The organism is Salinarchaeum sp. Harcht-Bsk1 (assembly GCF_000403645.1).
Taxonomy (GTDB): domain Archaea; phylum Halobacteriota; class Halobacteria; order Halobacteriales; family Salinarchaeaceae; genus Salinarchaeum.
Window position 1 is genome coordinate 1,442,763 of sequence record NC_021313.1, and the last position, 26,033, is coordinate 1,468,795.

Here is a 26,033-nt window from a genome sequence, read left to right on the forward strand (position 1 = left end):
CCGCTCGCGGCAGCCGATCCGGTTCGGGCCAGCGATCCTGGCTGGCCAGGGCCACCGCGAGCGAAACGACTACCTCCCGCCGAGCGCGAGCGTGTGTATGGCAGACATGGATGCGCTCGGGGCGGAGTACGCGCCGAAAGTCGCGGCGAACCTCGAGGACTCGATCCTGGACTTCTGGTACCCCCGCTGCATCGACGAGGAGCACGGCGGCTACATCACCAGCTACGACGCCGACGGCGAGTTCGCCGGCACGTCCGAGAAGCAGATCGTCACGCAGGCCCGCTTCGTCTGGTTCTTCGCCCGACTCGATCGGGAGGGCCACGGCGACTATCGCGAAGCCGCCGAGCAGGGCCTCGAGTTCCTCATCGAGGAGATGTGGGACGACGAGCACGGCGGGTTCTACTGGCAGGTCGAGCGCGACGGCACGGTCACCAAGCCGAACAAGCACATGTACGGCCAGTCGTTCGGGCTGTACGCGCTCTCGGAGTTCGACCGCGCCTTCGACAGTGGCCTCTCCACGGGCGGGAATCAGGCACGCGAGTACGCCGAGCGCCTCGTCGCACTGTTCGACGAGGAGGCGCACGACGACGAGAACGGCGGCTACGTCGAGTACTTCGAGCCCGACTGGACGCCGATCCTCGAGGGGCGGACCTACCTCGACGGCATCGAGCCCGACTGGTCGACGAAGGAGTCCGACGACGAGGAACTCGACGCCTCGTTCAAGCTGATGAACACCCACATTCACCTGCTGGAGTCCGTTACGGAGTACCACCGGGCGACGGGGGCCGGCCGCGATCAGCTCGAGGAGCTGTTGCACATCTGTACGAACACCGTCCTTCGCAAGGACGTGGGCGCCTGCACCGACAAGTACGCGCCCGACTGGACACCCCAGCTCGGCGACCTCGCGCTGGCCTCCTACGGCCACGACCTCGAGAGCGTCTGGCTCGTCATGGACGCCGTCGAGGCGCTCGGGCTCTCCCAGGAGCTCTTCGAGGACTTCTACGAAACGCTCTGGGACTACTCCCTGGAGTACGGCTACGACGACGAACACGGGGGCTTCTACTTCTTCGGCCCGATCGGGGAGCCCGCGACCAACCGCGTGAAGGCGTGGTGGGTCCAGGCCGAGGTCCTGACGAGCGCGCTGCGAATGTTCGACCTGACCGGGGAGGAGCGCTACGCCGAGGTGTTTGAGGAGACCTGGGACTTCCTCGAGTCCTACCAGTTCGACGACGAGGTCGGCGAGTGGCACTCCGGGGTTACCGACGACCTCGAGCCGGTCGGCCGGAAGGGCGCGCTCTACAAGGGCGCCTACCACAACGGCCGCGCAATGATCGAGTGTCTCGACGCGCTGGGCGGGACGTAACCCGGAGCGACCGACCTGGGAAACGCTCGGGGCGTGTGAATAGTTCACATTATATCTGCACTCGCTGCCGACGCTGAAACTACGACCGGACTCGTCGAACGTTGGCCAAAACACCGAATAGAGCCGCTCATTCCTCGTATTTTCCTACCGTTGCCAATGGCCACAACACTTTACTCACGGCTTTTCGTTAGGAAGTACCACGCAGTCTGGAGTCCCACGATGGCACCTGGCACACGAGCACACGTCCTGATCGTCGAGGACCGGCCGGAGATCGCCCGGCTCTACGAGAGCTGGCTCTCCGAGGACTACGACGTCTCCGTGTCCCACGACGGCGACGACGCGGTCGACACCTTCGACCAGAGCGTCGACGTCGTCGTCCTCGACCGGCGGCTCCCCGGCCGCCCCGGTGACGAAGTGCTCCAGGCTATCCGCGACGTGAGCGACTGCAGCGTCGCGATGGCGACCGCCGTCGAGCCGGACTTCGACATCCTCGAGATGGGGTTCGACGAGTACGTCGTGAAGCCGCTCACCCGTGGTGAACTCATCGGGACCATCGAGCGGCTCCTCGCCCGCGACAACTACGCGGACTCCCTCCAGCGGTACTTCGCGCTCGTGGCCAAGCGATCCGTCCTCGAAGAGCACAAGTCAAGCGCCGAACTCGACGACGACCGCTATCGGGAGTTCTCCGAGCAGATCGACGACCTCGAGGCCGACCTCGAACACTGCGTCGACCGGTTCGAACACCGCGACTTCGAGGCGCTGTTCCGCTCGCTCGATGACACCGAGGAAGCTGACCCCATCCTCGAGTGAGGCGGCTGCCGGTACGCTGTTCAGCGGTAGGTGCTCGCGAGGTGGAACGGCTCGCGGGCGATCGTCTCGCGGAGGTCCGAGAGTCCAGCCGGACTCGTACCGTTTGCAGCGTGGACCACGGCGAGGACCTCCTGCCGGGACACTTTCACACCACCGTCCGTGAGCGCGTCCTTCGGCCGATCGCGCAGTTCCCGGAGCGTCCCCACACTCAGGAGATAGGGGATCGACCAGGCAGCGATCGTGTTGCCGAAGGCCATCGGGGCGGTTTCGAGGTAGGACTGTGCGTCGTCGAGGAACGTCTGGGCGAACGCTGCCGTCCGGTCGACGACCGTGGCGACCGCGTCCCGATTGTCGGGATCGAGGACGGCATCCTGCTCGACGCCAGCAGCGTCGAGCCACTCCGCGGGGAGGTAGACGTTGTTCTCTTCGTGGAAGTCGGCGTAGACGTCCTTCGAGACGTTCACGAGCTGCAGGAGGAGCCCGAAGGCGCCGGCAGTGTCGTAGAGCTGCCGTGATCTGTCCTGGCCGACGTCGCCCCGGGTGAGGAGGTTCGTAATGAGGGTCCCGACCGTTCCAGCGGCGTAGTGACAGTAGGACTCGAGTTCGGCGCGGTCGGCGATCCGGAGCCCGCCCGCGTCTTCGTAGCGCTCGATGAACTGCCCCATCCCGGTGACCATCTCCCGGACCGGCGGCACGACGGCGCAGCGGACGGCTTCGGGGCGTTCCTCGAACGTCGCCCACACGGTCGGGACGTTCGCCACGACCGACCAGTCCGCATTCCGCTCGGCCGGCGACGGGAGCCACTCGTCGACCTCCGAGCGAAACTGCGCCATCGTGACGTCCGTGTCGGACGAGAGCGCGGCGTCGTAGCGATCCAGCAGCGCGACCTGTTCGGCCGGCGGAAGGTGGCTGGCGTCCTCGATCGTGTCGGCGACGCGACAGAGGAGGTAGCCCAGGCAGATCTGGGAGGACATCGGTTCCTCGAGCACGTCGACGGTGAGTGCGAACGTTCGAGAGACGTCCTGGACGGCGTCGTGACACCACTCGAGGTCCGACGAGGGCAGTCGGGCAGTCACGCGTTCGGCCCCCACTCGATCGTCCACCCGTCGGCCGACTGGTGGGGGCCTGGTATCACACGCGAGGAATCGTCGCTGCCCGACGTAGCGTCCGTTGGGATCACCGCGGACTGCCGTGCTGTGGGCTGGCGTCGCATTCGTTCGATACGACGACGAACGGTCTCCGGACGTTTTCGAGTTCCGGATCGGGAACGGCCGAGGGTAGCACGTCGGAGGCCGTCCGGTGGCGTGTTGGGCGCCGATCCCTGCCCACGCTGGTCGCTATCGGTCACCGATTCAGTTCCGGAAGCATGCTTCCCGCACGATCCGCTCGTCGCTGTCGCTCCGCGATCAGGTTCGGGACGGATGCGCTCACTTCGCTCGCGCCTCGAATGCGCCGGGAGACTCACTCCGCTCGTCTCCCGAGCCCTGGCTCGCTTTGCTCGCCAGGACGCCGGGCGGGAATTGGACCAGAGGAAGACGTTCCGGGCGTGCGGCCTCGCTGTGCTCGGCCGTTCCGGGACTGCGACTTCCAGGCTTCAATCCCTTCATTGCGCATTCGCTCCTCCGTCCGTTCGTCGCAGAATGCGCCGGGCGGGAATTGAACCCGCGCTATGAGCTTGGGAAGCTCATGTCCTACCACTAGACCACCGGCGCACTCGCTCACTCCGTTCGCTCGTGCGCCGAGGTTCGCAAATCCTCCGGATTTGCTCACCACCGGCGCACGATATCCGGGCCGATGCCTGCCTCGCCTCGCCCGGCAGGACACCGGCGCTCGGGAACGGCGGTGAGGTTCACTCGAAGGTATCGCCGTGGCGCACTTGAACGTAGCGCTCCGGACCGCAGTCGAGCGACCGGGCAACGTGCGTGCAGAAATTGATGCCGACGGACGGCTATTTGGTGGCCCGCACCCAACGAGGCAGCAATGATCGACCTTCGGTTCTCAGAGGCGGAGCTGGCGCGACGGCGCGAGCACATCGGGAGCTTTCTCCAGGAACAGGTCGCCGCTGCCGGGGCGGAGGGCGCGGTGATCGGGCTCTCCGGCGGCATCGACAGCGCGACGGCGGCCTCCCTCGCCGTGGAAGCGCTAGGCGCCAACGCCGTGCGGGCACTGGTCCTCCCCGGAACGGTCAGCACCGACCAGAACATGAGCCACGCCGAACTCGTCGCCGAGGAACTCGGGATCGCCTACGACCTCGTGCCGATCGGCGGGATGGTGGACTCGGTACTCGACGGCTTCCCCGAGATCAGCGACGACAAAGTCGCGATCGGGAACGCTCGCGCCCGGATGCGGGCGGTCTGTACGTACCTCATCGCGAACCACGACGAGCGCCTCGTGATCGGGACGGGCAACCGCTCGGAGGCGCAGGTGGGCTACTTCACGAAGTACGGCGACGGCGCCGTGGACTGCCACCCGATCGGGAACCTGTACAAGGTGCAGGTCCGCCAGCTCGCGCGGGCCCTCGGCGTGCCCGAGGCGATCGTCGAGAAGCCCCCGACGGCGGGGCTGTGGGCAGACCAGACCGACGAGGAGGAGCTGGGCCTGCGCTACGAGACGCTCGATCCGATCCTCGCGCTGCACGTCGACGGGCCGCTGTCGGCCGACGCCACGGCGCGGGAGCTCGACGTCGAGCGCGAGACGGTGGATCGCGTGCGCGAACTGCACGCCCAGAGTGCGCACAAGCGAGCGACGCCGCCGAGTCCGGAGCCCCTGGACTGAGCAAGTGATACCCCGGCGGCAACGTCGAGGGGTCGAACCGCCGACCGTCAGTTCTCCGAATCGACGACGATGCGGACGTGATCGTCCTCGTGGAGTTCGTACGCCGTCGGATCGACGGGCTCGCCGTTGACGCGGATCGTCACCGTGGTCCCGTCGTCGCTCGCCCTGTAGGTTGTGCCGTCGACGGTGACCGTCGACTCGGTGAGGTCGATGCCGACGTCCTGCATCGCCTCGGCGAGGGTCAGGCGGCCGGGCTCGCTGGGGTGCATGTGCCACGTCGGGCCGCTGTCGTGGAAGTGGAAGGCGCCGCTGGCGGTGTGCTGGGGCTCGTCGAACGCCAGCCGCTCGCCGTTCACCGTCATGTTGATCGTCCCGTGCTCGTGGACGGGCTGTGCCGGGCCGCCGCTGAACGCCCCGACCGCCGCGTAGACCGCACCGCCGATCACTCCGACCACGACGATTCCCACGATTGCGTAGACGATCGTCGTCGAGAGTCCCTCGCCGTCACCGCCATAGTGGTCCGCCACGCGGCGCTGGTCGATCCGACCGAGTTCGCCCTCGTGGGCCTCGCCCATGTGCTCGAGGAGCGACCCCTCGTCGGGGAAGGACTGCTCGCAGTAGTCGCAGTCTGGCATCTGCAACAGGGTGAGAGCGCGATCGATACAACGGTTTCGGAGGAACGAATCGCCGTCCGGACGGCCAGGGTGGGGAGATCCAGGCGGTCGGAGTCGCCCGCCGTCCCCCACATCGAAACCCTTTATTGGTGCCGTGGCAAACTCGTGATTGCAAGGCGGGTTGGTAGTCTAGTCCGGTTATGACACCTCCTTGACATGGAGGAGATCGGCGGTTCAACTCCGCCCCAACCCACTTCTAACGACACCGCAACCGCGAGCGCAGCGAGCGGTCCGTGGCGTCGAAGTAGGGCGGGCGGAGTTGAACGCTGGAAGTCACAGCCCGGGAGCGCAGCGCCAGCGAGCACCCCGGACTGTCTTCCTCGAGTTCAACTCCGCCCTAACCCACTTCTGTCGAGCACAACGCCGAGCGATAGCGAGGCGTCGGCGTTCTTAGCGGTGCGTGGCGTCATCGTCCCCAGCGGCCCGGGCATCGAAAAGGCGACGCGATCGTGAGCAACAGTCCCGATGACCGAACACCGCGAAGGGATTCGGACGGACGTTTATCCACGCACGGACCGTACCCAGACGTATGGCCACGGACGACACCATCCTCCGGGCAGCAGTGATCGTGGTTGCGGCCTTTCTCCTGATCCCGTTCCTCATGTTGCTGTTCGCCGTCCCGATGCTGGGGATGAGCGGCGGCCACATGTGGGACGGCGGCGGAATGTCCGACGGCGCCGGCTGGGCGTGGGTCGGATCCTGGCTCGTGATGCTCGCCGTGATCGGCCTGATCGGGTACGCCATCGCGCGGGCCCTCCGCGGTCCGAAGCGGACGTCCACGGACCCGGCGATCGAGGAACTGCGCATGGCGTACGCCCGCGGCGACATCACCGACGAGGAGTTCGAGGAACGGCGGGAACGCCTCGAGTCCGACGCGTAGTCGACACGTCCGGCGACGCGTCGACCCGCCGCTCGGTCAGGGAATGCTCGCTCCTGGATCCGCCCCACGAGTCGATTTATACGGCTCGCGTGCGGATTGGTACCACATGAGTAACGTCGCGAGCCCACCGACCGGTATCGACCGCGACCACCGGAGCTACCAGTACTATCGGACCGAGGTCGAGCGCCACTGGGACCCGGCCGACGTCGCGCTCGAGGACGACGTCGAGGCGCTCGTGGACGCCCCTGCGGCGGTGCTGGACGGACTGCGCGACGCGCTCGCCAAGTTCGGGGCGGGCGAGCAGTCGGTGACTGCCGACCTCGCGCCACTCGGCGTCGTGCTCGACGGCATCGAGGACCAGTCCTTTCTCGCGACGCAGTGTTACGAGGAGGCGAAACACGCCGACTTCTTCGACCGGTACTGGCGGGAGGTGATCCGGCAGGTCGAGCGCGAGCGCGACGTCGCCGTCTCGTCGCCGACCGACGAGCGGTGGTTCGACCCGGACTACGAGACGCTGTTCGATCGCCAGGAGACGTACCTGCACGCGCTCCTGGACGAGGATACCCCGGAAACGAGAGCCCGTGCCTACAGCGTCTACCACCTCGTCGTCGAGGGGATCTTCGCCCGGACGGGGTACTACGGGCTGCGGACGGTCTACGGCGACGAGTCCGACGAGACGCCGACGCTCCCCGGGCTGGTCGAGGGGGTCCGCCTGATCCAGGGCGACGAGGGACGGCACGTCGGCTTCGGGATCGCGAAGCTCCGGGAGCTCGTCCACGAACGTGGCGTCGACCCCAGTCTGATCGAGGAGACCGTCGGCGAGCTCGCGACGCTCGTCCAGGGATCGCTCGCGGCCACCATGGAGCAGACCGAGGGAGCGATCCCCGAAGCGGTCGACGTCGACCTCGTCGAGTACGCGCTCGAGAAACACGGCGAGCGAATGACGCAGATCACGGCCACCGATCGGTCGACGGCGGACCAGCCGCCCGGTGAGGACCGCTGACGCGACGGCCGCCGGCAAGCCTGATGCGGATCGTGGACGGTGGATGGCCGCACTTTGATGCCGACGGCGGGACGCGGAGCCTGGGCGGCCGAATGGGTGCATCCCGCGTGCCGGCGGCGCTGTCGCGGATCGCTACCCACGCATAATTCTTGGGACGCGAGAAGTGGCCGAACGCTTACCGTTCTCGATGACCTTTGGTACGGTATGGCACTCACGCCGAACGTCGGAAAGACGGACCGGATCGTCCGAGGTATCGTTGGCGCACTCCTGCTGGTCGCGGCAGCGGTCACGTTCTCGAGCGGGAGCACCGCCCTGGCTGCCGTCGCCGGCGTCGTCGGCGTCGTCTTGCTCGTCACCGCGGCCACGCAGTTCTGCGGCCTGTACAGAGTACTGGGGATGAGCACCTGCCCCGCGGATCGCGCCTGATCGCCGGGACCGGAGGACACTCCCGGCCGCAGGCCGAACGGCGCACCGATGGGCTACCACACGTTCGACGCCTCCCGCGCCGACAAACTCGAGCGGGCGGAGCGTCGCTTCCGATTCTGTTCTGCCGAAGAGCTGCGCTGGGCGCTCGGTGCCGACGCCGACGCCACGGTCGCCGACCTCGGCAGCGGCACCGGTTTCTTCACCGACGTGGTCGCACCGCACGTCGAGACCTGCCACGCCGTCGACGTCCAGGCGGCGATGCACGAGTACTACCGCGAGAAGGGGGTCCCGGAGAACGTCGAACTGGTGACCAGCGGCGTCGCCGACCTGCCCTTCGAGGACGACGCACTCGACGGCGCCTTCTCGACGATGACCTACCACGAGTTCGCGAGCGACGAGGCGCTCACCGAACTCGGGCGGGTGCTCACCGAGAGCGGCCGACTCGCGATCCTCGATTGGAGCGCACGGGGATCCGGCGAGGCGGGACCGCCAGTCGAGGAGCGCTTCAGCGCCGCGGAGACCACGGCAGCGCTCGAGGACCACGGCTTCGCGGTCGAGCACGCCGCCGAGCGGCCGGAGACGTTCCTCCTCGTCGCGATCGCACAGTAACTCCGGGTCGCAACTCCCAGGATAGCCCGCCTACTCGTCGCCGCGGGCTCGTTCGAACGTCGCGATCGCTTCCTCCCGGCGCTCGGCGTGGTCGACGATCGGCGCGGGGTACGCCGGCGCCGTCCGCTGGCGCTGGGTCGGTGAGAGCTCCGACCAGTCGTGGATCACGTCTGGCTCGACGTCGCGGAGTTCGGGGACGTACCGTCTGATGTACTCGGCGTCGGGGTCGTGGCGCTCGCCCTGCGTAACGGGGTTGAACACCCGGAAGTACGGCTGGGCGTCGACGCCGACCGACGCGGCCCACTGCCAGCCGCCGGCGTCGTTGGCCGGATCGTGGTCGACGAGGCGCTCGCGGAACCAGGCCAGCCCCTCGCGCCAGTCGAGCAGGAGGTCCTTGGTGAGGAAGGAGGCGACGATCATCCGCAGGCGGTTGTGCATGAACGCCTCCTCGCGGAGCTGTCGCATGCCCGCGTCGACGATCGGAAAGCCGGTCTTCCCGTCCTTCCAGGCCTGGAGCGCCTCGGGGTCGTCCCGCCACTCGATGGGATTCTGGAAGTCCTTGAGCGGCGTCGTCGGCATGTCGGGATTGTCCGCGAGCACCTGGGCGTAGAACTCCCGCCAGCACAGTTGGCGGCGGTACTCCTCAGAGTTCTCCCGAGCGTCGTCGTCCGGCGCGTCGGCCTTGGCCGCCTCGACGGCGGCGTGGACCTCCCGCGGTCCGAGCGTGCCGAAGGAAAGGTGCGGCGAGAGCCTGGAGGTGGCTGCGGCTGCCGGATCGTCCCGCCTGTCGTCGTATTCGTAGATCGGGCCGTCGCAGAACTGGTGGAGCCGGTCGAGTCCGTCGGCGCGGGTGCCGGGCTGGACGTCGGCAGTCGGCTCGGGAACGCCGAGGTCGTCGAGACCCGGGATGGGATCGTCGAGATTCCGAAGTTTCGCAGCCTCGACGGCCGCCAGCCGGTCGGGGCTCGCGAGGCGATCGGCGTCGGGCGCGGCCGGCGGCTCGCCGGGGTCGCGTTCTGCCCACTTCCGCCAGTAGTAGCTGAACACGGAGTAGTGCTCGCCCTCGCTCGTGAGGATCGAACCGGGTGCGTGACAGACGGCGTCGTCGTAGGACGCCCGGTCGATCTCGCGGTCGGCGAGTTCTCGGCGGACTGCACTGTCGCGCTCGCGAGCGATCTTCGAGTAGTCGCGGTTCCACGTGACGAGGTCGACGTCGGACGCCACTGCGACCTCGGGGACGACCTCGCGTGGGTCACCGTGGGCCAGGAGGAGGTCGCTGCCATGGTCGCGGTACCACCCGCGGAGTTCCGCGAGCGCTTCCAGCATGAACGCGACCCGTGGCGGGCCGGCGTGGGCGAGCAGCGCGTCGTCGAGGACGAACAGCGCCAGGAGGTCGCCGTCTGCGCGCTCGTCCGGTGCGTCGGTTCCCGCGTCGTCCGTCGCGGCGTCCGCGGCCGCCGCGAGCCCGACGTTGTCCGCCGGGCGGAGGTCCCGGCGGTGCCAGTGGAGGGGCACGATACACGGTCGACGCGCCAGCGGCTTCAACGCCCGGCTTTCGGCGACCGTGCCCGTCGGATCCTCGCCGTCGATGGGGCCGACGCGGACCCGTGCCGACGGCTACCCCTTGACGTTGCAGACCGGGAACGTCCGCGCGACCCGATCGCCGATGCCCAGCGCATCCGAGACCCGGACGACCTCGTCGACGTCCTTGTAGACGCCCGGCGCCTCCTCCGCGATCGTGGCGCCGCTGTCGGCTTTGACGTAGACGTGCTGCTGTTCGCGGAGGTCCGTCTGCACGTCGCCGCCCCAGTAGTCCTTCTTCGCCTGCGTCCGGCTCATCAATCGTCCGGCGCCGTGGGCCGTCGAGCCGAAGGTACGCGCCATCGACTCCTCGCCGCCCCGGAGGACGTAGGAGCCCGCGCCCATGCTCCCGGGGATGATGATCGGCTGGCCCACGTCGCGGTACGCGGCGGGGACCTCCTCGCGACCCGCCGGGAACGCGCGGGTCGCGCCCTTGCGGTGGACGTACAGTTCGCGTTCTTCGGTGGATTCCGCGCGGTCGCGAGGGACCGCGGCGCCGTGCTCGTCGAGGCCGACCTCGTGGACCTCCTTCTTCGCGATGTTGTGGGCGACGTCGTAGAGGAGCTCCATCTCCATGTCCTCCCAGGAGCGATCGAAGGTCTTCTCGAAGACCTGCCGCACCCGGTGCATGATCAGTTGGCGGTTCACCCACGCGAAGTTGATCGCCGCGCACATCGCGCCGTAGTACTCCTCGGCGAGCTGGGAGCCGGCGGGCGCGGCGGCGAGCTCCCTGTCCGGCAGCTGGTCGAGCAGGCCCTCGTGCGTCTGCTCGATCTTCCGGAGGTAGTCGTTGCAGGTCTGGTGGCCGAGGCCGCGGGAGCCACAGTGGATCAGGACGACGATCTGGTTCTCCTCGAGGTCGAAAGAATCGGCCACGTCCTCGCGGTAGACGTCGGTGACGCGCTGGACCTCGAGGAAGTGGTTGCCACTGCCGAGGCTTCCGACCTGGTTCTTCCCCCGGTTTTTCGCCTTCTGCGTGATCGCGCTGGGATCCGCGTCGGGCCGTCGGCCCTCGTCCTCGCAGTGCAGCAGGTCGTCCTCGACGCCGAAGCCGTTCTCGACGGCCCACTCGACCCCCCGATCGAGAATCTCGTCGATCGTGTCGACGTCGGTCTCGACGATCCCACCGCCGCCGAGGCCGCAGGGGACGTTCGCGAACAGGCTCTCGACGAGTTCCTGTTCGTTCCCCTGGATGTCCTCGTAGGTGAGGTCCGTCGTCATCATCCTGACGCCGCAGTTCGAGACGACGAACCCGTTCGCAACGAAGTTGTGTGCCGGATGATCGACACCGATATCGTAGACCGTTCGTTCGCCGGCCGGCTCGATCGATTCGATGGTAGCATCGACCGAGAGGTCGTCGCCGACGGATAGGGCATCACAGTAGTCGTCGAAGTCGGGAAAATCGAGAGGCGGACGTGGGCGACCGTCGCGGCCACTCCAGACGCTCCGCTCGATGAACCGATCGTTGATCTCGAACTCTGTCTTGATCTCCGGGACGGGCGTGCCCCCGTCGGCCATCGCCCTGGCCTGGTCGGCGATGTCGACGCGACGCTCGATCTCGCGTTCCTTCCGCTTGCAGTACTGCAACGCCTTGATCGATTTCCGTCGCTTCGATCGATTGTAGCGGTAGCCGACCGTGGAGAAGAACTGGATCAGATTCTGGGAGTCGTTCTTGATCCCCAGGCGGAGTCGTTCGGTTTCTCGGTCTGCACTGGAGTCCGTCTCGAACCGTTCGATCGGGTTCGTCTCGATACCGAGGTCCGCGAGGAAGCTCGCGAGGTCGATCAGGAACTGCTCGGCGGCATCTGCGTGCTCGGCGACCCTCGTCTGGGAAACTTTCGGGCAGTATAGATTCTTGTCGTGCTGGGCAGCGGGCGCGTTCATCTCTGCCCCGAAGTACGCTGACGCGTAGAGCGCCTGTTGCCACGTGGCGAGGCGGTCGAAGTACTCGGGAGTGGTGAAGTCCGACTCGATCTTCCGGCCGTCGGGTGCACCAAGCTTCAACAGGAGCTGCTGGAACGCCTTCGAGGAGCCACGGACACTGTACTCCGTCGCCTCGAACTGGTTCCCGTTCACCTCGTGGGAGCGATCGCGCTCGTAGATCTTCGACGGCGTGAATCCGATCGCGCGAATGTCGTCCTGAATCGACGCAAGGTCCTCCGGATCGCCGTAGAACCACGTCTGTCCGCCGGCACCGATCGCTCCGTCGCCGGTGTGAAAGCCCACGAGCTTGAGCAGTCGGTGAAACGCGTCGTCGGTCGATCGAAGCGGGAGGAGATCCCTGTCCGTGAGCGCCCGTACGAGCTGGGGGTTATCGTCTTCGAAGTCGGACTCGTCGAGAAGCGTGAACGCCTCGGGCTCCTTGTCCTCGATACCACGGAACGGCTGGAGTCGAACCTCGTCGCCGACGGCGAGATCCTCGACATCGACCATGCCATCATGCGTGGAGATCGGGTGGTCGGCCGTCGCCTCGATCACGTCGCCCGTGTCGGTCTCGATCTCGTAGACTGTGGCCCCGTCGCGCTCGGTAAACAGCCTGATGTCGGCGGATTCGAGGTTGCCGTCGGCCACAATTGCACGCTCCTCCTCGAACCGGTCGCGTAGCTCCTCGATCGGCACGCTCCGACCGTACTCCAGGAGCACTTCCGTATCGCCCGGCAAGCAGTTGATGTCGTAGCCCACCGCTCCCGGCGAGATGCAGCCGTCCTCGGCGTCCATCGCGCCCACGCCACCGACCGGGAAGCCGTAGCCCTGGTGTCCGTCGGGCATGCAGATCGCGTGGCTCGTGATCCCGGGGAGGTTGGTCGTGTTTGTGAGCTGCTGGAGGGTCTTGTCGTCGGAGATCTCCTCGAGCAGCGCCTCGCTGGCGAAGACCCGTGCGGGGACCCGCATGTCGCCGGACTGCGGGATCTCCCAGACGTACTCCTCGACCTGCTCCAGGGTGATCCCGTCGGCGTCGAAGGTGGTCATGCCTAGAACTCCGCTCGTGATCCGGGTTAAGGTTACGCAGTGACGGGTCGAGGTCGAGCGTTGGAGTTGTTGGCTGGTCCGGCACTGCAACCACCTTCGGATTCCGGGAGATCAAAGATTTCCGCCGTCGCGGCTTCCGCTACGACAGCCACCTCCCGCCGACCGATCTAACTCGCCAAGAGACATTTCTGCTCGCTACGCTGCGCGGGCTGTGTCTCTTGAAACCGGGTCACCCTGCCTTGCAGTGCGGCTTCACACACGGAGCGATTAAGTAACACGGGCGAGGGGAGTGACTCGGAAGAACCCTCGGGCTACGCTAAGATTCAGGCTGAGAGTCAGCCCCAACTGTTGTACAACTGTTCCGTATAATCGAGCACCATCTCGAAGTGCTGTTCTTGCGGTTCTGCGGAGTCGTCGTACGGCTCGACGACAACGTTCACCATTAGGTTGCCTTGGAGTAGAAGCGTGTTCGCCCGGTTAGCGACCGGTTCTGCTCCGAGAGCAGCGATGCCTTCCTCCCCGTAGGACAGTTCTTGGAAGTTCAGGTACTCTTCACCGGCCGGCTCGATCGAGTTACGGGTTAGCTGATACCCGTCTGCTGCTAGCTCGGGCTCTTTGAATAGGACCGCAATCTGTTTGAAGAACAGGTCCTCGCCGTTGATGAATTGCCAGTGAGTAATGCCGTGCAGATTTTCCTGGTCGAACCCCGAGTTGCTTCCATCGGTCGTTCGCCTTGTGTCTTCTTCCCACTGCTCACCGACCTCACTTGGTTCGAGCAACAGATCGCTCGCAGGTGGTTCCACCGTCGTGAACGGTCCGCCACCAGTCTCGCCTCCGGAACCCTCCTGTCCACCGCTATCAGTTCCGGTGTCGGAACTACCGTCGGTACTGGAATCGGTGGTTCCGGAACTACCGTCACTGTCACCGTTGCCGGCGTCACTGTCGTCGGTATCGTTCGAACCAATGATACCGGAGCATCCTGCAAGTGCTGCTGTCGTACCGGTAACTGTCGTGGCAAGGAAGGTTCGTCGATCCATTGGTGCTGTCAATGAACATGAATCTCCCCTATTTGTAAGTATGTGATTCAATATATTCTGCTTCAAGACACGAGCGGATTGCGCCTTCCAGTCCCACCCGGTGATCTTCTGATAGATCTCGAAGCCTCGGTGGACCACGTCGGCGCGCGCTGCGCAGGCTGCGAGCCCTCCCACGGGCGAGCAGCCGAGCGAGCTACGCGCGAGGGATGAGCAGCGCAGCGAGGGAGCGCTAGCGACTGAGTGAGCAGCACAAGCGGTTGGGGAGGGCCGAGGTGCGGTGGGTGGGACTTCGAAAGGGGCAGTTCGCTCCGCTCGCGCGACTCGCTTCGCGGTTCACTCGCTCACTGCGTTCGCTCGTTGCAGTGCTTACTTCACCGGGCTTCCCGGAGCGACCTGGGCTTTCGGAGGCCTTCGATACACCACTCGATAGACCAACCGCTCTTCGGGCGCAGAAAGCAGAAGAAACCGAAACCGCAGATTACGTAACCGCGTTCAGAGCAGCCCCGTCTTCTGGAGCTTCATCAGGTCCTCGGTGTCGAGGGTCTCGCCGTCCTTGAACTTCTGGTAGATCTCTTCGGCCTCCTCCTTGGCGTCCTCCTTCTTCTCCTGGCGCTCGGTCTTGCGCTCCTCCTCCTCTTCCTTGTCGAGCTCGCGCAGACGCTTCTGGACGCGGACGAAGTCCTCGTGGTGGCGGTCGGCGGCTTCCTGGGCCTCGACGAACAGCTCGTGCATCTCGTCGGCCTCGTCGCGGATGTCGTCGGCCTCGCGGTAGGCCTCGATCATCTCGTTGTGGTGCTCCTGGGCCTCGTCGGCCAGGGTGGTCACCTTGCGGTGGTGCTTGGAGGCCTCGGAACGGACCTGTTCGGCGCGCTCCTTGAGCTCCTCGAGGTCGCCGGAGTTCTCGAGCTTCTCCTTGCGCGCCTGGTACTCCTCGCGCTTCTCCTCGATCTGCTCGATGAGTTCGCGCTCGTCCTCGGAGCTGAGTACCTCGGTCTGCTGCTTGAACTCGAGGTCCTCGATCTCCTCTTCGAGCTGGTCGAGGGACTTGCCGTCCTCGAGTTCGAGGTCCTCCTTCTCGTCGTCGACCTTGTCGAAGAGCTCGTTGGCCTTGGCGTTGAGCTCGTTGCGCTGTTCCTTGTGGGACTGGACCAGCTCGTTGAGCTCGTCGCGGCGCTCGCGGTGTTCCTGGGCCTCGTCGACCTTCTCACGCGTGGCCGCGTTGAGGTCGTCGCGCTTGCCGGCCCGCTCGGAGGCCATCTGGTTGAGTTCGTTGCGCCGGTCTCGCAGCTGTCCGGCTCGTTTGATCAGTTCGCCCTTCGACTCGGACTCGAGGTCCTCGTCGGTAAGTTCGATGTTATCCGCGTCGTCGAGTGTGTCTACGTCTGCCATGTGTTCGATCGTGCCTCTGTGCCATACTGCACTGGGAGGTGGCGGCGCTCCGGAAGGTAACGACCCACCACAAGGAGTTCGTGTCGTTCTTCCGCGAGCGATACCACCGATGCGCCAGTGACGTTCTGGGTACCCACACCTATCGTGGGGCCATTTGTAAAGGTACCGGTGAATTCGCGTGAAAACGGCTAGCACGGGCCCGCTACCGCCGTGTTAGGCCGACACACGGTCGTGCTTGACGTACGTCATGCCCCCGGAGCGACCCGAGCAGGCACGGTCGTCGTGGCCGGCGTCATCACACCGGCTGGCTGCGACAGCACCCGCGTCGTCCCCCGATGAGCACGTGCTCGGCACTCGAGAGCACGTATTCGGCCCTCGAAAGCAGAAAATCGGCGCTCGAAAGCACCCATTCGGCGCGAGTGTACGTAATCGACACTCGAGACCCCCGGCGGGCCGCCCACGGCAGGTCACCAGATCGTGAGATCGTAGGAGTTCGTCACCGTCCCCTCGTCGATCCGGAACTCCAGCGTCAGGCGATCCGCGGCGTCGGGCACGTCGACTGCCCCGCCGTCGGCGCGCTCCCAGGGGCCGACGGTCACGTCCGTCGCACCGTTGCGCCCGCCCGCGGTCCAGGCGAGTTCGCCGGTGTACTCCGTCGCCGTGTCGTTACAGAGCGTGATCCCGACGGAGCTGCCGCCGCGTGGCGGGCCGTCGAGCACCGCCTGCAGCGGCATGAACCCGCGGGCGACGCCGTGGAACCCGGCCTTCCGCTCGCCCTCGGCGTCGAGGATCCCCATGCCGCCGGAGACGTCGGCGTCCTGCAGCGAATCGAGGACGAGCGTGCCGACGCCGTTCCGCCGGAGCGCGTCGAGCACCGTGCGGACGGTCCGCGCCTGCTCGGCCTGGGTGGCGTCGGGATCGCCCGCCGCGCCCGCCGAGAAGTGGCCGCGGTCGAGCCCCGCGGCGTGGCCGTCGCCGGGGCGCGAGAGCGAGCCCGCCCCGAAACTCCCGACGACGTCGCCGACCTCGGGGAACTGCTCGAGGAGCCACTCCGCGTCCGTCGCCTCTAGGTACTCCCACCCGGGGTAGGCGTGGACGGCGTCCGCGTCGGTGCCGGGCGGTCCGGTGACCGGGAAGACGATCGAATCGGCGGGCAGCGAGCCCGCGAGGGCCTCGGCACCCGCCGAATCGTAGTCCGATCGCCAGGCCCGCCAGCGGAACTTCAGCTTGTCGAGCGTGCCGCCGCCGAGCCCGCCGTAGGGATCGGCCGGATCGTCGTGGACGCCCCAGGCGACCAGGCTCGGGTGGTTCCCGCGCGAGGCCGCGAGCGCACGAGCGAGGTTCCGCCCGCGCTCCACGTCGATCGGCCCCGCAGCGTCCGGGCCGGAGCCGTCGGGCCCGACGATCGGGAGGTCCTGCCAGTAGAGGAGGCCGGCCTCGTCACAGGCCTCGGCGAGTCGCTTCGTGGGGACGTGGCCCCGTGCTCTCACGAGCGTCGCGTTCGCGTCGAGCGCGTTCTCGACGACGGTCTCTGGATCCGCGTTGGGTGGGACCGTGACCCCCCGGGGTCGGTGCCGGGCGCCGTTGAGCAGGAACTCGCCGCCCTCGCGCTCGACGTCGACGAGGCCGGTCGTCGCGCTCCGCTCGTGGGCGTCCAGTTTCGCGCGGACGGTATAGCGGGGCTGCTCGCCGAGGTCGTAGGGCCACCAGCGCTGCTCGTTCCGAACCTGGACGGAACCCTCCGCGCGGACCCGCTCGCCAGCGTCGGCCGAGACCGCCAACCGCTCCATCGACCCGCTGGCGCGGAAGCCTTCGGGTCGCAACGAGAGCGTCAGCCGATCGTCGATCGGTTTCGCCGCGTCGATCAGCGCGGAGACCTCGATCGTGGGCTCCTCGCCGTCGAGGTCGCCCCGCACCGTGAGATCGTGGACGTAGACGGGCGGCACGGCCTCGACCTCGACGCCGCCGCGGATCGACGGGACGCGGGCGCTCGCAGGCACCCGGCCCGTGTCCTCGATCCCGCCGAAGCGATCCTCTGCCGACCGGCAGACCACGACCAGTTCGTTCTCCTCCATCGGCGAGAACGGCGCCCGGATCGGCGCCGCCCAATCGCCGCGGACCAGCTGCTGGCCGTTCAAATACACCGTCGCCGTCGCGTACACGCCCTCGATCGTCAACAATCCGCGCTCGACGTCCGCCGATCGCGGATCGGCGAAGCGCGTCCGGTAGGCGACCGCGTCCGCTCCTGCAAGCGAGGAGGGCCGCCCCGGCACCGCCACGCGCTCCCAGGACGCCGGCTCCGGCGGTCCCTCGCCCCCGACCTCGTCGACGACCGCTCCCTGCCACTCGAACTCCATTCGATGGTGGGGACACGCCCATCCCTCAAAAATGGACCGCCACTGAACGCAGTGTTTGCTGGTGTTGGTGGTTGTTCTGGAGTGATTGTGATGGGCAGTTCGACCGCGACGACAGCGATCGGAAGCCCCCTCCCGCTCGACCGGCCGCGGCTCGCTGCGCGCTTCCCTCGCTACCGATGGTCGCTCGGTCCAGAGCTTACGTCGCCGGGGCCGGGTCGACCGGTCGGCCCCTTCCGGAGCCCCACCCGGGGAGCTTCCCTAATCCTCAGAAACCCCGGTGGAGGTGCCGTGGCGCGCGTTTCGCGGCTGTGTCAACAGCCGCGTAGCGTGCGAGGGACGAGCAGCGCAGTGGTGAGCGAAGCGAACCCGAGCAGCGCAGGAGGTTGGGGAGGACTGAGGATGCGGTCGGGTGGGACTTCGAAAGGGGCCGGACTCTCGGCGGTCCCCGGGCGACGCAAGCACCGCAGCCGACCAACGGGAGGCGAGGAGCGCAGCGAGCCCCGGGATTCCGAGCGTTCGGGGGCTTTCGGAGGGCGCAACCCCACCAGCACTCTCACGACGCAGACCTGCCGCAACTTTCGTCAATCAGAACTTCGCTAGCAGGTCCTCGTAGAAGTCCTCGCCCTGCTCCTCGGCCAGCTTCTCGACGATCAGCTCCGGCGTCGACCGCGCGAGATGGTCCTTCCGCGGCGAGCGATCGACGACCAGCTCCCCGTCCTCGAGGCCCTCCGCCTGAATCCCGTCGACGGCCACGTCGAAGGAGGCCGTCTCTGCAATTTCCCCAGCGAGGTGAGAGACGAAGATGCCGGTCGCGCCCTGGTCGTCGAGCGCTTCGAGCACGCCGGCGACGATCTTCGCGGAGGCGCCCGGCTCCGTGATCGATTCGAGCTCGTCGACGAGCACGAGGGCGCCCTCGCCGCCGGCGGCCAGGTCCCCGAACTCGCGGACGGTCGCCTCGAACGCGCCGGCGTCGAGCGTGCCCTGGGTCTTGGCGTGGTAGTGCAGCGCGTCGAACCGGGTGAGCGCGACCTCGTCCGCGGGAACGGGCAGCCCCATCTGCGCGAGGACGACCGTCGCCGCGACGAGGTCGAGCGTGGAGGTCTTCCCGCCGCTGTTGACGCCGGAGAGCAGCGCGACCCCGCCGACGGCGTAGTCCACCGGCTCGATGGCGTCGGGCGGCTCGTCGAGCAACGGCGAGCGGCCGCCCTCGATCGCGATCCAGCCGGGGCCGGTGCGCTCGGCGGTCGCAGCGTCCGCCTCGGGGTCGACGCCGATGCCGTCGGGCGCCGCGGCGGGCTCACCGGCCGAGTCCGCCGCGGCGGCGAGCTCCGGATCGGCAAAGCGGGGCATCGTACACTCGAAGTCGCGGGCGAACCGGGCGATCGCGAGTTCCACGTCGAGTTCCAGCGCGGCCCGCACCAGCGCCCGGGCGTCCTCCCGCATCCCCGCGAGGTCGTCGGCCAGCTCCCGTTTCCGCTTCGCAGCCCGCCGCTCCGCATCCGCCCGAAGGGACTCGCGCAGCCGAGACATCGCATCCTCATTGCGCTCGACGGGGAACGTCGGGTCGTCGGGGATGATCCGGTGGGCGCGCTCTGCCTCGGCGGGGCCCAGTTCGAGCGCGTCGACAAGGTGTTCCCGGGCAGCCTCGACGGCCTCGGCGTGCTCGTCGGCCAGTTCGCGATCGAGGATCGAGTCGACGCCGGCGCCCTGCTCGACGAGCGAGAGGAGGTCCGCGCCCTCGACGGTCACGTCGCGCTCCCGGAGCGAGTCCCGGAGGTGATCCGTCGCGACGCTCTCGGCGGTCGACACCGTCGCGTCGAGGTCGTCGAGAGCGGTCTGGAGCCGCTGGAGTTCCTCGTCCCCGACGGGTTCGCCGTCCTCGCCGAGCCGGTCGAGGGCGTCCTCCAGTTCGTCGAGGTCCAGCGGCGCGTCGAGGGCCGCCGCGCGGTGGACGTCGATCGCAGCGGCGAGCGCCTCCCGGTTCGCCGCGAAGAAGGCGAGTGTCCGCTCGGGCACCACGTCCTGCGGTCGATCGAGCGCGTCCGGTTCGACGCGAACGTCGCCGTCGACGTCCACGCCCGCGAAGGACTCGTCGAGCGCGACGACGGTGGCGTAGCCCCGCGCGAGTTCCGCCAATCCACGGGCGTCGTCGACGACCTCGATGGCGACCTCCGGGATCGCCTCTTGCGCCTCGGCGTAGCGCTCGGCGTCGGTCGTCGCGAGGCAGCGATCCCGGACCCGGACGTCGGAAGGGGCAGAGAGCGGCTCGACGCCCTCCAGCGCCTCCAGCACCGCTTCCTCGGGGTCGCGCTCCATCGCCGCGGTGGCGATCGAGCGGGCCTCGGCGATGCGCGAGGCTGCGGGTGAGGGGTAGAACGTCTCGAGCCTGTGGGCGGCGTAGTCCGTGACGGTTCGCTCCTGGAGCAAGCCGAGCAGTTCGGAGTGGATCTCTCTGGCGCGACTCGTCCCGAGGAAGCCGCCGGGATCGTCGTGCTCGGCCCGGATCGCGCCGCGGGCGATCCGCGCCGCGCGGCCCGGCGTGACGTCCGGTGCCTCCGCGATGCGGGCGACGTCGCCCTCCCGCAGCGCGCGCTCGGGGTCGTCGAGCGTTTCGAGGGACTCGGCCGTCTTGGCGCCGACGCCCGGGATCGCCTCGAGGTCCATCTACCCGGGTGGTTCACCCGATCGAAGAAAAACCTCCCGGCAGCGGGGTGAAAGTGGTTGCCAGCTACGTGCCGAATATCACCCGAATATCGTAGCGGGTCGCTTACAAGAATTCGCTCCAGGGAACGATTATCCGTCCGAGTGCGCTACTCTGTAACATGGCAGCCGACGACTCCGCCCCCGCTCCCGAGGGCTACGTCGAGGCCACCGACCTCCAGACGCTCCAGGACGACGGCGCCGCCGTCGCGGCCGCGGACGGGACGCCGATCGCGCTCTTCTACCACGACGGCGAGGTCCACGCGGTCGACAACGCCTGTCCGCACATGGGCTTCCCGCTGATCGAGGGCAGCGTCGACGACGGCATCCTCACCTGCCACTGGCACCACGCCCGCTTCGAACTCTCCTGTGGCGACACGTTCGACCCCTGGGCCGACGACGTGGCGAGCTACCCCACCAGGATCGAGGACGGCCGCGTCTACGTCCGCCCCGAGCCAGCCACCGATCGACCGCCGGAAGAACGCTGGCGCGACCGCCTCGACACCGGCCTCGAGGAGAACCTCCGGCTCGTGATCGCGAAGTCTGTCATCGGGCTCGATGCCGCCGGCGTCCCCGACGAGGAGCCACTCGAGCGCGGGCTCGAATTCGGTGCGACCTACCGCGAATCGGGCTGGAGCTCCGGGCTCACCATCCTCGCCGCGATGGGGAACGTCCTCCCCACGCTCACCGGGCACGATCACCGTCGCGCGCTCTACACCGGACTCCGCCACGTCGCGAGCGACTGTTCGGGCGAACCGCCGAACTTCTCCCAGCCCGCGTTCGACGCCGACGTCGAGCCCGACCGGCTCGTCCGGTGGTTCCGGGACGCCGTGGAAGTCCGCGACCGCGACGGCGTCGAGCGCTGCCTCCGGACCGCCGTCGAGCAAAGCTCGACGGGCCCTCACTCGCAGGCTCCTGAGGACGCCGTCGAGAGCGAGGAGCACGGGCGCGAGACGATCGAGCGGATGCTGTTCGGCGCCGCCACCGACCATCTGTACCTCGATTCGGGCCACAGCCTCGACATGATCAACAAGGCGATCGAGGCGCTCGATCGGACGCAGTGGGCCAACGCCGAACCCATTCTCGCGAGTCTCGTTCCCCGGCTGACCGAGGCGACTCGCATGGAGGAGCGCTCCCAGTGGCGCCAGCCCGTCGACGTCGCGGGCATGTGCTTCGACGCGTTCGACGAACTGGAGGAAGCAGCGGCCCAGGGTGCTAACCTCCGGGCCGAGCGGCGGAACGCCGCCGACGAATCGAACGGCTGGCGGTGGACGCCGGACGACCAGTTCCGCGAGACGCTGCTGTCGGACGACCCCCAGGCAATCGTCGACGCACTGCTCGCCGGCGTCCGGGACGGCGCAGCGCCGAGCGACCTCGCGGCGCCGGTCGTCGACGCCGCCGCGACCCGCGTCGCGCAGTTCGGCACCTCCAACGAGTTCAACGATTGGAACACCGTCCACCACACGTTCACCTACGCCAACGCCGTCCGGGAGGCAGCGCTACGGACTGAAGCCGACGCACTGTACCGCGGCGTCTTCGACACGGCGATCTCCGTCTACCTGGATCGGTTCCTCAACAGCCCGCCCGCAACGATCCCCGAACCGGACGGCGATGGAGACCCCGAATCACTCCGCGAAGACCTGCTCGACGCGATGGATCGCGAGGGCGCTGTGAACGAGGCCGGACGGGCCGCGGTCGAGTGGCTCGCCGTCGCCGACGGGCCCGAGGCGGTCTGGACCACGCTCGGCGAGACGCTGCTCCGGGAAGACGCCGGGTTCCACACGCTCCAGAACTACGAGGCCGGCTGGCGGCAGTTCCACAGAGCCGCGAGCGGTAGCGAGCGGCGCAGAGCACTGGTAGCCGTCGCCCGCTACCAGGCGGCCCACTTCCCGACGCGACGCGAGGCCGAGCAGACGTTCTCGATCGCGACGCGGCTGCATCGAGGGGAGAAGCTGCACGAGTAACGGACGTAGTGGGCCTGGACAGCCGGAGACGTAGTTCGGCGACAAAATCACTCCGGGTGGGACTGGAAGGGGCCGACCGCTCGCGTGCTCCCACGAAGCAAGCACTGCAGCGAAGGAGCGCTAGCGACTGAGCGAAAGCGCGTGGATTGAGAGAGCGAGCTCTCTCGTCATCTCGAAAGACGCGTCGCGTCTTTCGGCGACAGCGAGTGAGAGTGCGCGAGCGGGAGGGGGCTTCCGGGCGGTTTGTGGTTGCTGAAGACCGTCGCGAGACCTAGTCAGACGCCTCCTCCGCGGCCTCCAGCGTCTGCGAGAACTCCTCGATCGGGTGGACCGAGTAGTCCACCGACAGCGTGTCGTGGGTCGCGCGAATCTTCCCGACGAAGGTCGAGATCTCCGGCAGGGTACCCTCCAGGACGAACAGTTCCATGCAGTAGCGCTCCGCGACGTGGCTGTGGAAGTTGGAGGCGACGAGGTGCTCGTGCTCGTGGCGGAGTTCGGTCATGCGCTGCTCGACGTTGGTGGTCTCGTAGTCGAAGACGACGGTGACGACGCCCATCAGCTCCTTGTCCTCGAGGCTCGCGTCCTCGAACTCGCCGAGCAGATTTCGGCTGGCCTCCCGGACGACCTCGCTGCGGCCGGTGTAGCCGTGTTCCTCGGAGAACTCGTCGAGGCGATCGAGCAATTCGTCGGGCATCGAGACGGAGACGACTGCCATGTGTTACTGGAGAGTGTGACGATTACCTAAGGCTTGCTAATATAGCGAGAGATAGAGGACTCGATTAACAAATTCGCCAGTCATCCATCTGTGGAAATCGACCGGTCACGGAAGGTACGACGCTGGCAGACGAATTAGATGAGGTCCGGGGTCAGTAGAACCACACGTAGTCGCCCCCCTCATCGTGCTTTTCTAGAAATCGTTTCCCTGCCTGGACGCTTCGTAGCGTGATGGTGCCTCGGCCCTTCTCACGCACGAGTCCGATCGCAACGAGATCGTCGATCGCTTCGTCCAACTGGTCACCATCGTAGCCTCCACACCAGCCTTTTAGCGTCTGACGCTGCACATGACGAGTCTTCGCGACGGGCTCACGGACCATCGTAGAGACCACCTGCAGATGAGTATCGTTCCAAGATTCCATACGTAGTCCTCATCTGTAAATGCTGGTTCGACTGACAAAAGTGTTTCGATGCAGCACAAGTCCGTTCTAATACAGTGTTCTATACCTCCATCATAGATGCGATTCCGCACAAACCGTTAACACTATGTACTGAAGGACAGTACACTACTGTAAGAACAGAGGCGCATCAGCAATGCTGGTGTGTCGTGTTCGGGCAAGATACCGTGCCCAGTGATAGCTATGTCCGGAATGGAAAACGAAGAAAGCCAGCATTACACGGATAACGCAGCCCTCACCCGCCTATTCGGCGACAGTCCCCGGACGAAGATCCTCGCCGTATTGCTCCAGCAGGGCCGTGACACGAACGTCAGCACGATTGCGGACGTCGGGGGCATGAGCCGGAGCTCCGTCTATCGCCATCTGGACGATCTGATCGAGCTCGGCGTCGTCGAGAAGACGCGGGAGATCGGCGGAAGCCCACTGTATCAGATCGACAAGGAGAACCGAGTTTCCAAAGAACTCGCCGAGCTAGAGTGGGCACTCGTCGACGAGATCGCCGAGGAGACGGACGAGGGCGTGGACGACGACTTCGAGATCCCGGAGTCGCCCCCGGATTCCAACTAGGGTCCGTCTCTGTTTCGGGGACTTTTGAAGCGTATGGAGGAGAATTCTAGAACAGGTTACGCTACTCCTCGCCGTCCAGATCCTGCCAGCACAGCCGAGGGTTCCGCGCCGCACTCGTCTGGTCGATCCGCTTCGCGGCGGTCCGCTCGGGCGCGTTCGCCAGGGTCTCGTCGTCCTCGGCCTGGACGGCGTCGAAGGCCGCGGCGAGCTGGTCGAGCGAGTCTCGCGACTCGACCTCCGTCGGCTCGGTCATCAGCGCCTCCGGCACGATCTCGGGCCACTTCGTCGTCGGTGGGTGGACGCCGTGGTCGAGCATGCGCTTGGCCACCTCCGCGGCGTCGCGGTCGCCGGCGGAGGCCACGAACTCGTGGTGGAACGGGCCGTACGGCACGTCGTAGTGCAGTTGGCTCGCGAGGTAGTTCGCGTTGAGTACGGCCTTCGCGCTGGCGTCGCTCAGGCCCTCGTCGCCGAGCCGCGCGATGTACGCGGCTGCTTTCAGGAGCACCAGCCAGTTGCCGTCGAAGCCGTGGACCTTGCCGATGGAGTGCTCGGGCGTGTAGCGCTCGAACGTCGGGATCGTGGCGCCGGCGCGCTCGCTGTCTTCGCCGGCACGCTCGCTGTCTTCGCCGGCGCCGGTGGTCTTCCGGACGTGCGGATCGGGCAGGAACTCGGCGAGGCGCTCCGCGACGCCGACCGGGCCCGCGCCCGGGCCACCGCCGCCGTGGGGCGTCGCGAACGTCTTGTGGACGTTGTAGTGCATCACGTCGAAGCCCATGTCGCCGGGGCGAGCGCGGCCCAACAGTGCGTTGAGGTTCGCGCCGTCGTAGTAGAGCAGCCCGCCAACGTCGTGGACGAGATCGGCGATCTCCTCGATGTCGCGCTCGAAGAGCCCGAGCGTGTTCGGGTTCGTGAGCATGAGGGCGGCGGTGTCCTCCGAGAGCGCCCCTTCCAGCGCGTCGACGTCGACGCGGCCGTCCTCGCCGCTGGGCAACTCGACGACCTCGTAGCCGCCCATCGCCGCCGAGGCGAAGTTCGTGCCGTGAGCAGTGTCGGGGACGATGACCTCCGAGCGGTCGTCGCCGTTGGCCTCGTGGTAGGCCTTCGCGATCAGGATGCCAGCGAACTCGCCGGCGGCCCCTGCGGGCGGCTGGAGCGTGACGGCGTCCATGCCGCCGATGGCTGCGAGGTCCTCCTGGAGGCGGTGCATGACCGCGAGGATCCCCTGTGCGGCCTCGTCGGAGCGGTCCGGATGGACCAGCGCGTTCGGATCGGCAGCGAGGTCCTCGACGTACCACGGGTTGTACTTCATCGTGCAGGAGCCCAGCGGGTACGGGCCGTGCTCGACGCCGTAGGTCATCTCCGAGAGCCGGGTGTAGTGCCGTGCGAGCTGGGGTTCCGCGGGATCCGGGAGCGTGAGTTCGTTCCGGGTAAGGTCGTCCGGCAGGTCGACGTCGACCTCCACCGTCCGATCGTCGGATTCCGAGAGCAGGGGCTCGTACACCGGCGCGTCGTCTCGCGACCATCTGGCCTGATCGAACTTCATTGGAAATCACCTCGAAACGGCGCAGCAGTTGGAGAGACTGCGACCGCAGCCGTCTCCCAAAGCCCTCGGCCGTTCGAACGCCCTCGCTCGCTGCGCTCCTCGGCCTCCGGCCTGCGGTGCTTTCGTCGCGAGGCCGCGTCGAACGGCCTCGCCCTTTGGAAGTCCGCCAGGCGGTGGTTGCTGTGGAAGCTGGGACTTCCCGGGCCTCGAAGC

20 protein-coding genes and 2 tRNA genes are annotated in these 26,033 nt (G+C 67.2%); 10 read left to right on the plus strand and 12 right to left on the minus strand.

Annotated features, from left to right (window positions below; all coding sequences use genetic code 11):
- The first annotated feature begins 97 nt into the window (after positions 1–97).
- Together L593_RS06545 and L593_RS06550 are read left to right on the plus strand one after the other, a co-directional pair.
- Complete coding sequence (locus L593_RS06545; RefSeq protein ID WP_049893934.1) at positions 98–1,363, plus strand: AGE family epimerase/isomerase; 1,266 nt, start codon at positions 98–100, stop codon at positions 1,361–1,363.
- A gap of 219 nt (positions 1,364–1,582) precedes the next feature.
- On the plus strand, positions 1,583–2,173 hold the full coding sequence (locus tag L593_RS06550; RefSeq protein ID WP_020446154.1) for a HalX domain-containing protein: 591 nt from the start codon (positions 1,583–1,585) through the stop codon (positions 2,171–2,173).
- A gap of 20 nt (positions 2,174–2,193) precedes the next feature.
- On the opposite strand, the gene L593_RS06555 is transcribed toward L593_RS06550, so the two are convergent.
- Both L593_RS06555 and L593_RS06560 read right to left on the minus strand, forming a co-directional pair.
- Positions 2,194–3,249: a phytoene/squalene synthase family protein gene (locus L593_RS06555; RefSeq protein ID WP_049894360.1), complete on the minus strand. Its 1,056-nt coding sequence runs from the start codon at positions 3,247–3,249 to the stop codon at positions 2,194–2,196.
- 565 nt (positions 3,250–3,814) lie between these two features.
- Positions 3,815–3,885, minus strand: a tRNA-Gly gene (locus L593_RS06560).
- Between the two features lie 268 nt (positions 3,886–4,153).
- Here L593_RS06560 and L593_RS06565 point away from each other — a divergent pair.
- A complete protein-coding gene (locus L593_RS06565) occupies positions 4,154–4,948 on the plus strand; it encodes an NAD+ synthase (protein ID WP_020446156.1) in 795 nt (264 codons plus the stop codon).
- Positions 4,949–4,995: 47 nt separating this feature from the next.
- On the opposite strand, the gene L593_RS06570 is transcribed toward L593_RS06565, so the two are convergent.
- Positions 4,996–5,583, minus strand: coding sequence for a hypothetical protein (locus tag L593_RS06570; RefSeq protein WP_020446157.1), 588 nt, complete (start codon positions 5,581–5,583; stop codon positions 4,996–4,998).
- A 157-nt stretch (positions 5,584–5,740) separates the two neighbouring features.
- Between L593_RS06570 and L593_RS06575 the strand changes: the two genes are divergently transcribed.
- From L593_RS06575 to L593_RS06595, 5 genes are all read left to right on the plus strand, one after another.
- Positions 5,741–5,815: transfer RNA gene (locus tag L593_RS06575), tRNA-Val, on the plus strand.
- Positions 5,816–6,151: 336 nt separating this feature from the next.
- Positions 6,152–6,502 (plus strand): SHOCT domain-containing protein, encoded by a 351-nt coding sequence (locus tag L593_RS06580; RefSeq protein ID WP_020446158.1) that lies wholly within the window; start codon positions 6,152–6,154, stop codon positions 6,500–6,502.
- Between the two features lie 106 nt (positions 6,503–6,608).
- Positions 6,609–7,505, plus strand: coding sequence for a ribonucleotide-diphosphate reductase subunit beta (locus L593_RS06585; RefSeq protein ID WP_020446159.1), 897 nt, complete (start codon positions 6,609–6,611; stop codon positions 7,503–7,505).
- 204 nt (positions 7,506–7,709) lie between these two features.
- Positions 7,710–7,931, plus strand: a complete 222-nt coding sequence (locus L593_RS06590) for a DUF2892 domain-containing protein (protein ID WP_020446160.1) — start codon at positions 7,710–7,712, stop codon at positions 7,929–7,931.
- Between the two features lie 48 nt (positions 7,932–7,979).
- Positions 7,980–8,540 (plus strand): class I SAM-dependent methyltransferase, encoded by a 561-nt coding sequence (locus L593_RS06595; RefSeq protein ID WP_020446161.1) that lies wholly within the window; start codon positions 7,980–7,982, stop codon positions 8,538–8,540.
- Positions 8,541–8,570: 30 nt separating this feature from the next.
- Here the strand turns inward: L593_RS06595 and L593_RS06600 are convergent, their stop codons facing one another.
- From L593_RS06600 to L593_RS06625, 6 genes are all read right to left on the minus strand, one after another.
- On the minus strand, positions 8,571–10,055 hold the full coding sequence (locus L593_RS06600; protein ID WP_020446162.1) for a deoxyribodipyrimidine photo-lyase: 1,485 nt from the start codon (positions 10,053–10,055) through the stop codon (positions 8,571–8,573).
- A gap of 102 nt (positions 10,056–10,157) precedes the next feature.
- On the minus strand, positions 10,158–13,091 hold the full coding sequence (locus L593_RS06605; protein WP_020446163.1) for an RtcB family protein: 2,934 nt from the start codon (positions 13,089–13,091) through the stop codon (positions 10,158–10,160).
- A gap of 335 nt (positions 13,092–13,426) precedes the next feature.
- Entirely contained in the window at positions 13,427–14,128 is a 702-nt protein-coding gene (locus L593_RS06610) for a hypothetical protein (RefSeq protein WP_144060720.1), read from the minus strand.
- Between the two features lie 492 nt (positions 14,129–14,620).
- Positions 14,621–15,517 carry a coiled-coil protein gene (locus L593_RS06615; protein WP_020446165.1) on the minus strand — a complete coding sequence of 299 codons (897 nt, stop codon included), beginning with the start codon at positions 15,515–15,517 and terminating at the stop codon, positions 14,621–14,623.
- A 467-nt stretch (positions 15,518–15,984) separates the two neighbouring features.
- Complete coding sequence (locus tag L593_RS15940) at positions 15,985–17,874, minus strand: beta-galactosidase/beta-glucuronidase (RefSeq protein WP_020446166.1); 1,890 nt, start codon at positions 17,872–17,874, stop codon at positions 15,985–15,987.
- A 585-nt stretch (positions 17,875–18,459) separates the two neighbouring features.
- A complete protein-coding gene (locus L593_RS06625) occupies positions 18,460–20,538 on the minus strand; it encodes a DNA mismatch repair protein MutS (protein ID WP_020446167.1) in 2,079 nt (692 codons plus the stop codon).
- A 158-nt stretch (positions 20,539–20,696) separates the two neighbouring features.
- Between L593_RS06625 and L593_RS06630 the strand changes: the two genes are divergently transcribed.
- Positions 20,697–22,538 (plus strand): Rieske (2Fe-2S) protein, encoded by a 1,842-nt coding sequence (locus tag L593_RS06630; RefSeq protein WP_020446168.1) that lies wholly within the window; start codon positions 20,697–20,699, stop codon positions 22,536–22,538.
- A gap of 271 nt (positions 22,539–22,809) precedes the next feature.
- Here L593_RS06630 and nikR read toward each other — a convergent pair whose 3' ends face one another.
- On the minus strand, positions 22,810–23,253 hold the full coding sequence (gene nikR, locus L593_RS06635; protein ID WP_020446169.1) for a nickel-responsive transcriptional regulator NikR: 444 nt from the start codon (positions 23,251–23,253) through the stop codon (positions 22,810–22,812).
- A 151-nt stretch (positions 23,254–23,404) separates the two neighbouring features.
- Complete coding sequence (locus L593_RS06640; RefSeq protein WP_049893937.1) at positions 23,405–23,674, minus strand: hypothetical protein; 270 nt, start codon at positions 23,672–23,674, stop codon at positions 23,405–23,407.
- A 228-nt stretch (positions 23,675–23,902) separates the two neighbouring features.
- Between L593_RS06640 and L593_RS06645 the strand changes: the two genes are divergently transcribed.
- Positions 23,903–24,277, plus strand: a complete 375-nt coding sequence (locus L593_RS06645) for a helix-turn-helix transcriptional regulator (RefSeq protein WP_020446170.1) — start codon at positions 23,903–23,905, stop codon at positions 24,275–24,277.
- Positions 24,278–24,338: 61 nt separating this feature from the next.
- Here the strand turns inward: L593_RS06645 and gcvPB are convergent, their stop codons facing one another.
- Positions 24,339–25,820, minus strand: a complete 1,482-nt coding sequence (gene gcvPB, locus L593_RS06650; RefSeq protein ID WP_020446171.1) for an aminomethyl-transferring glycine dehydrogenase subunit GcvPB — start codon at positions 25,818–25,820, stop codon at positions 24,339–24,341.
- Positions 25,821–26,033 lie beyond the last annotated feature (213 nt).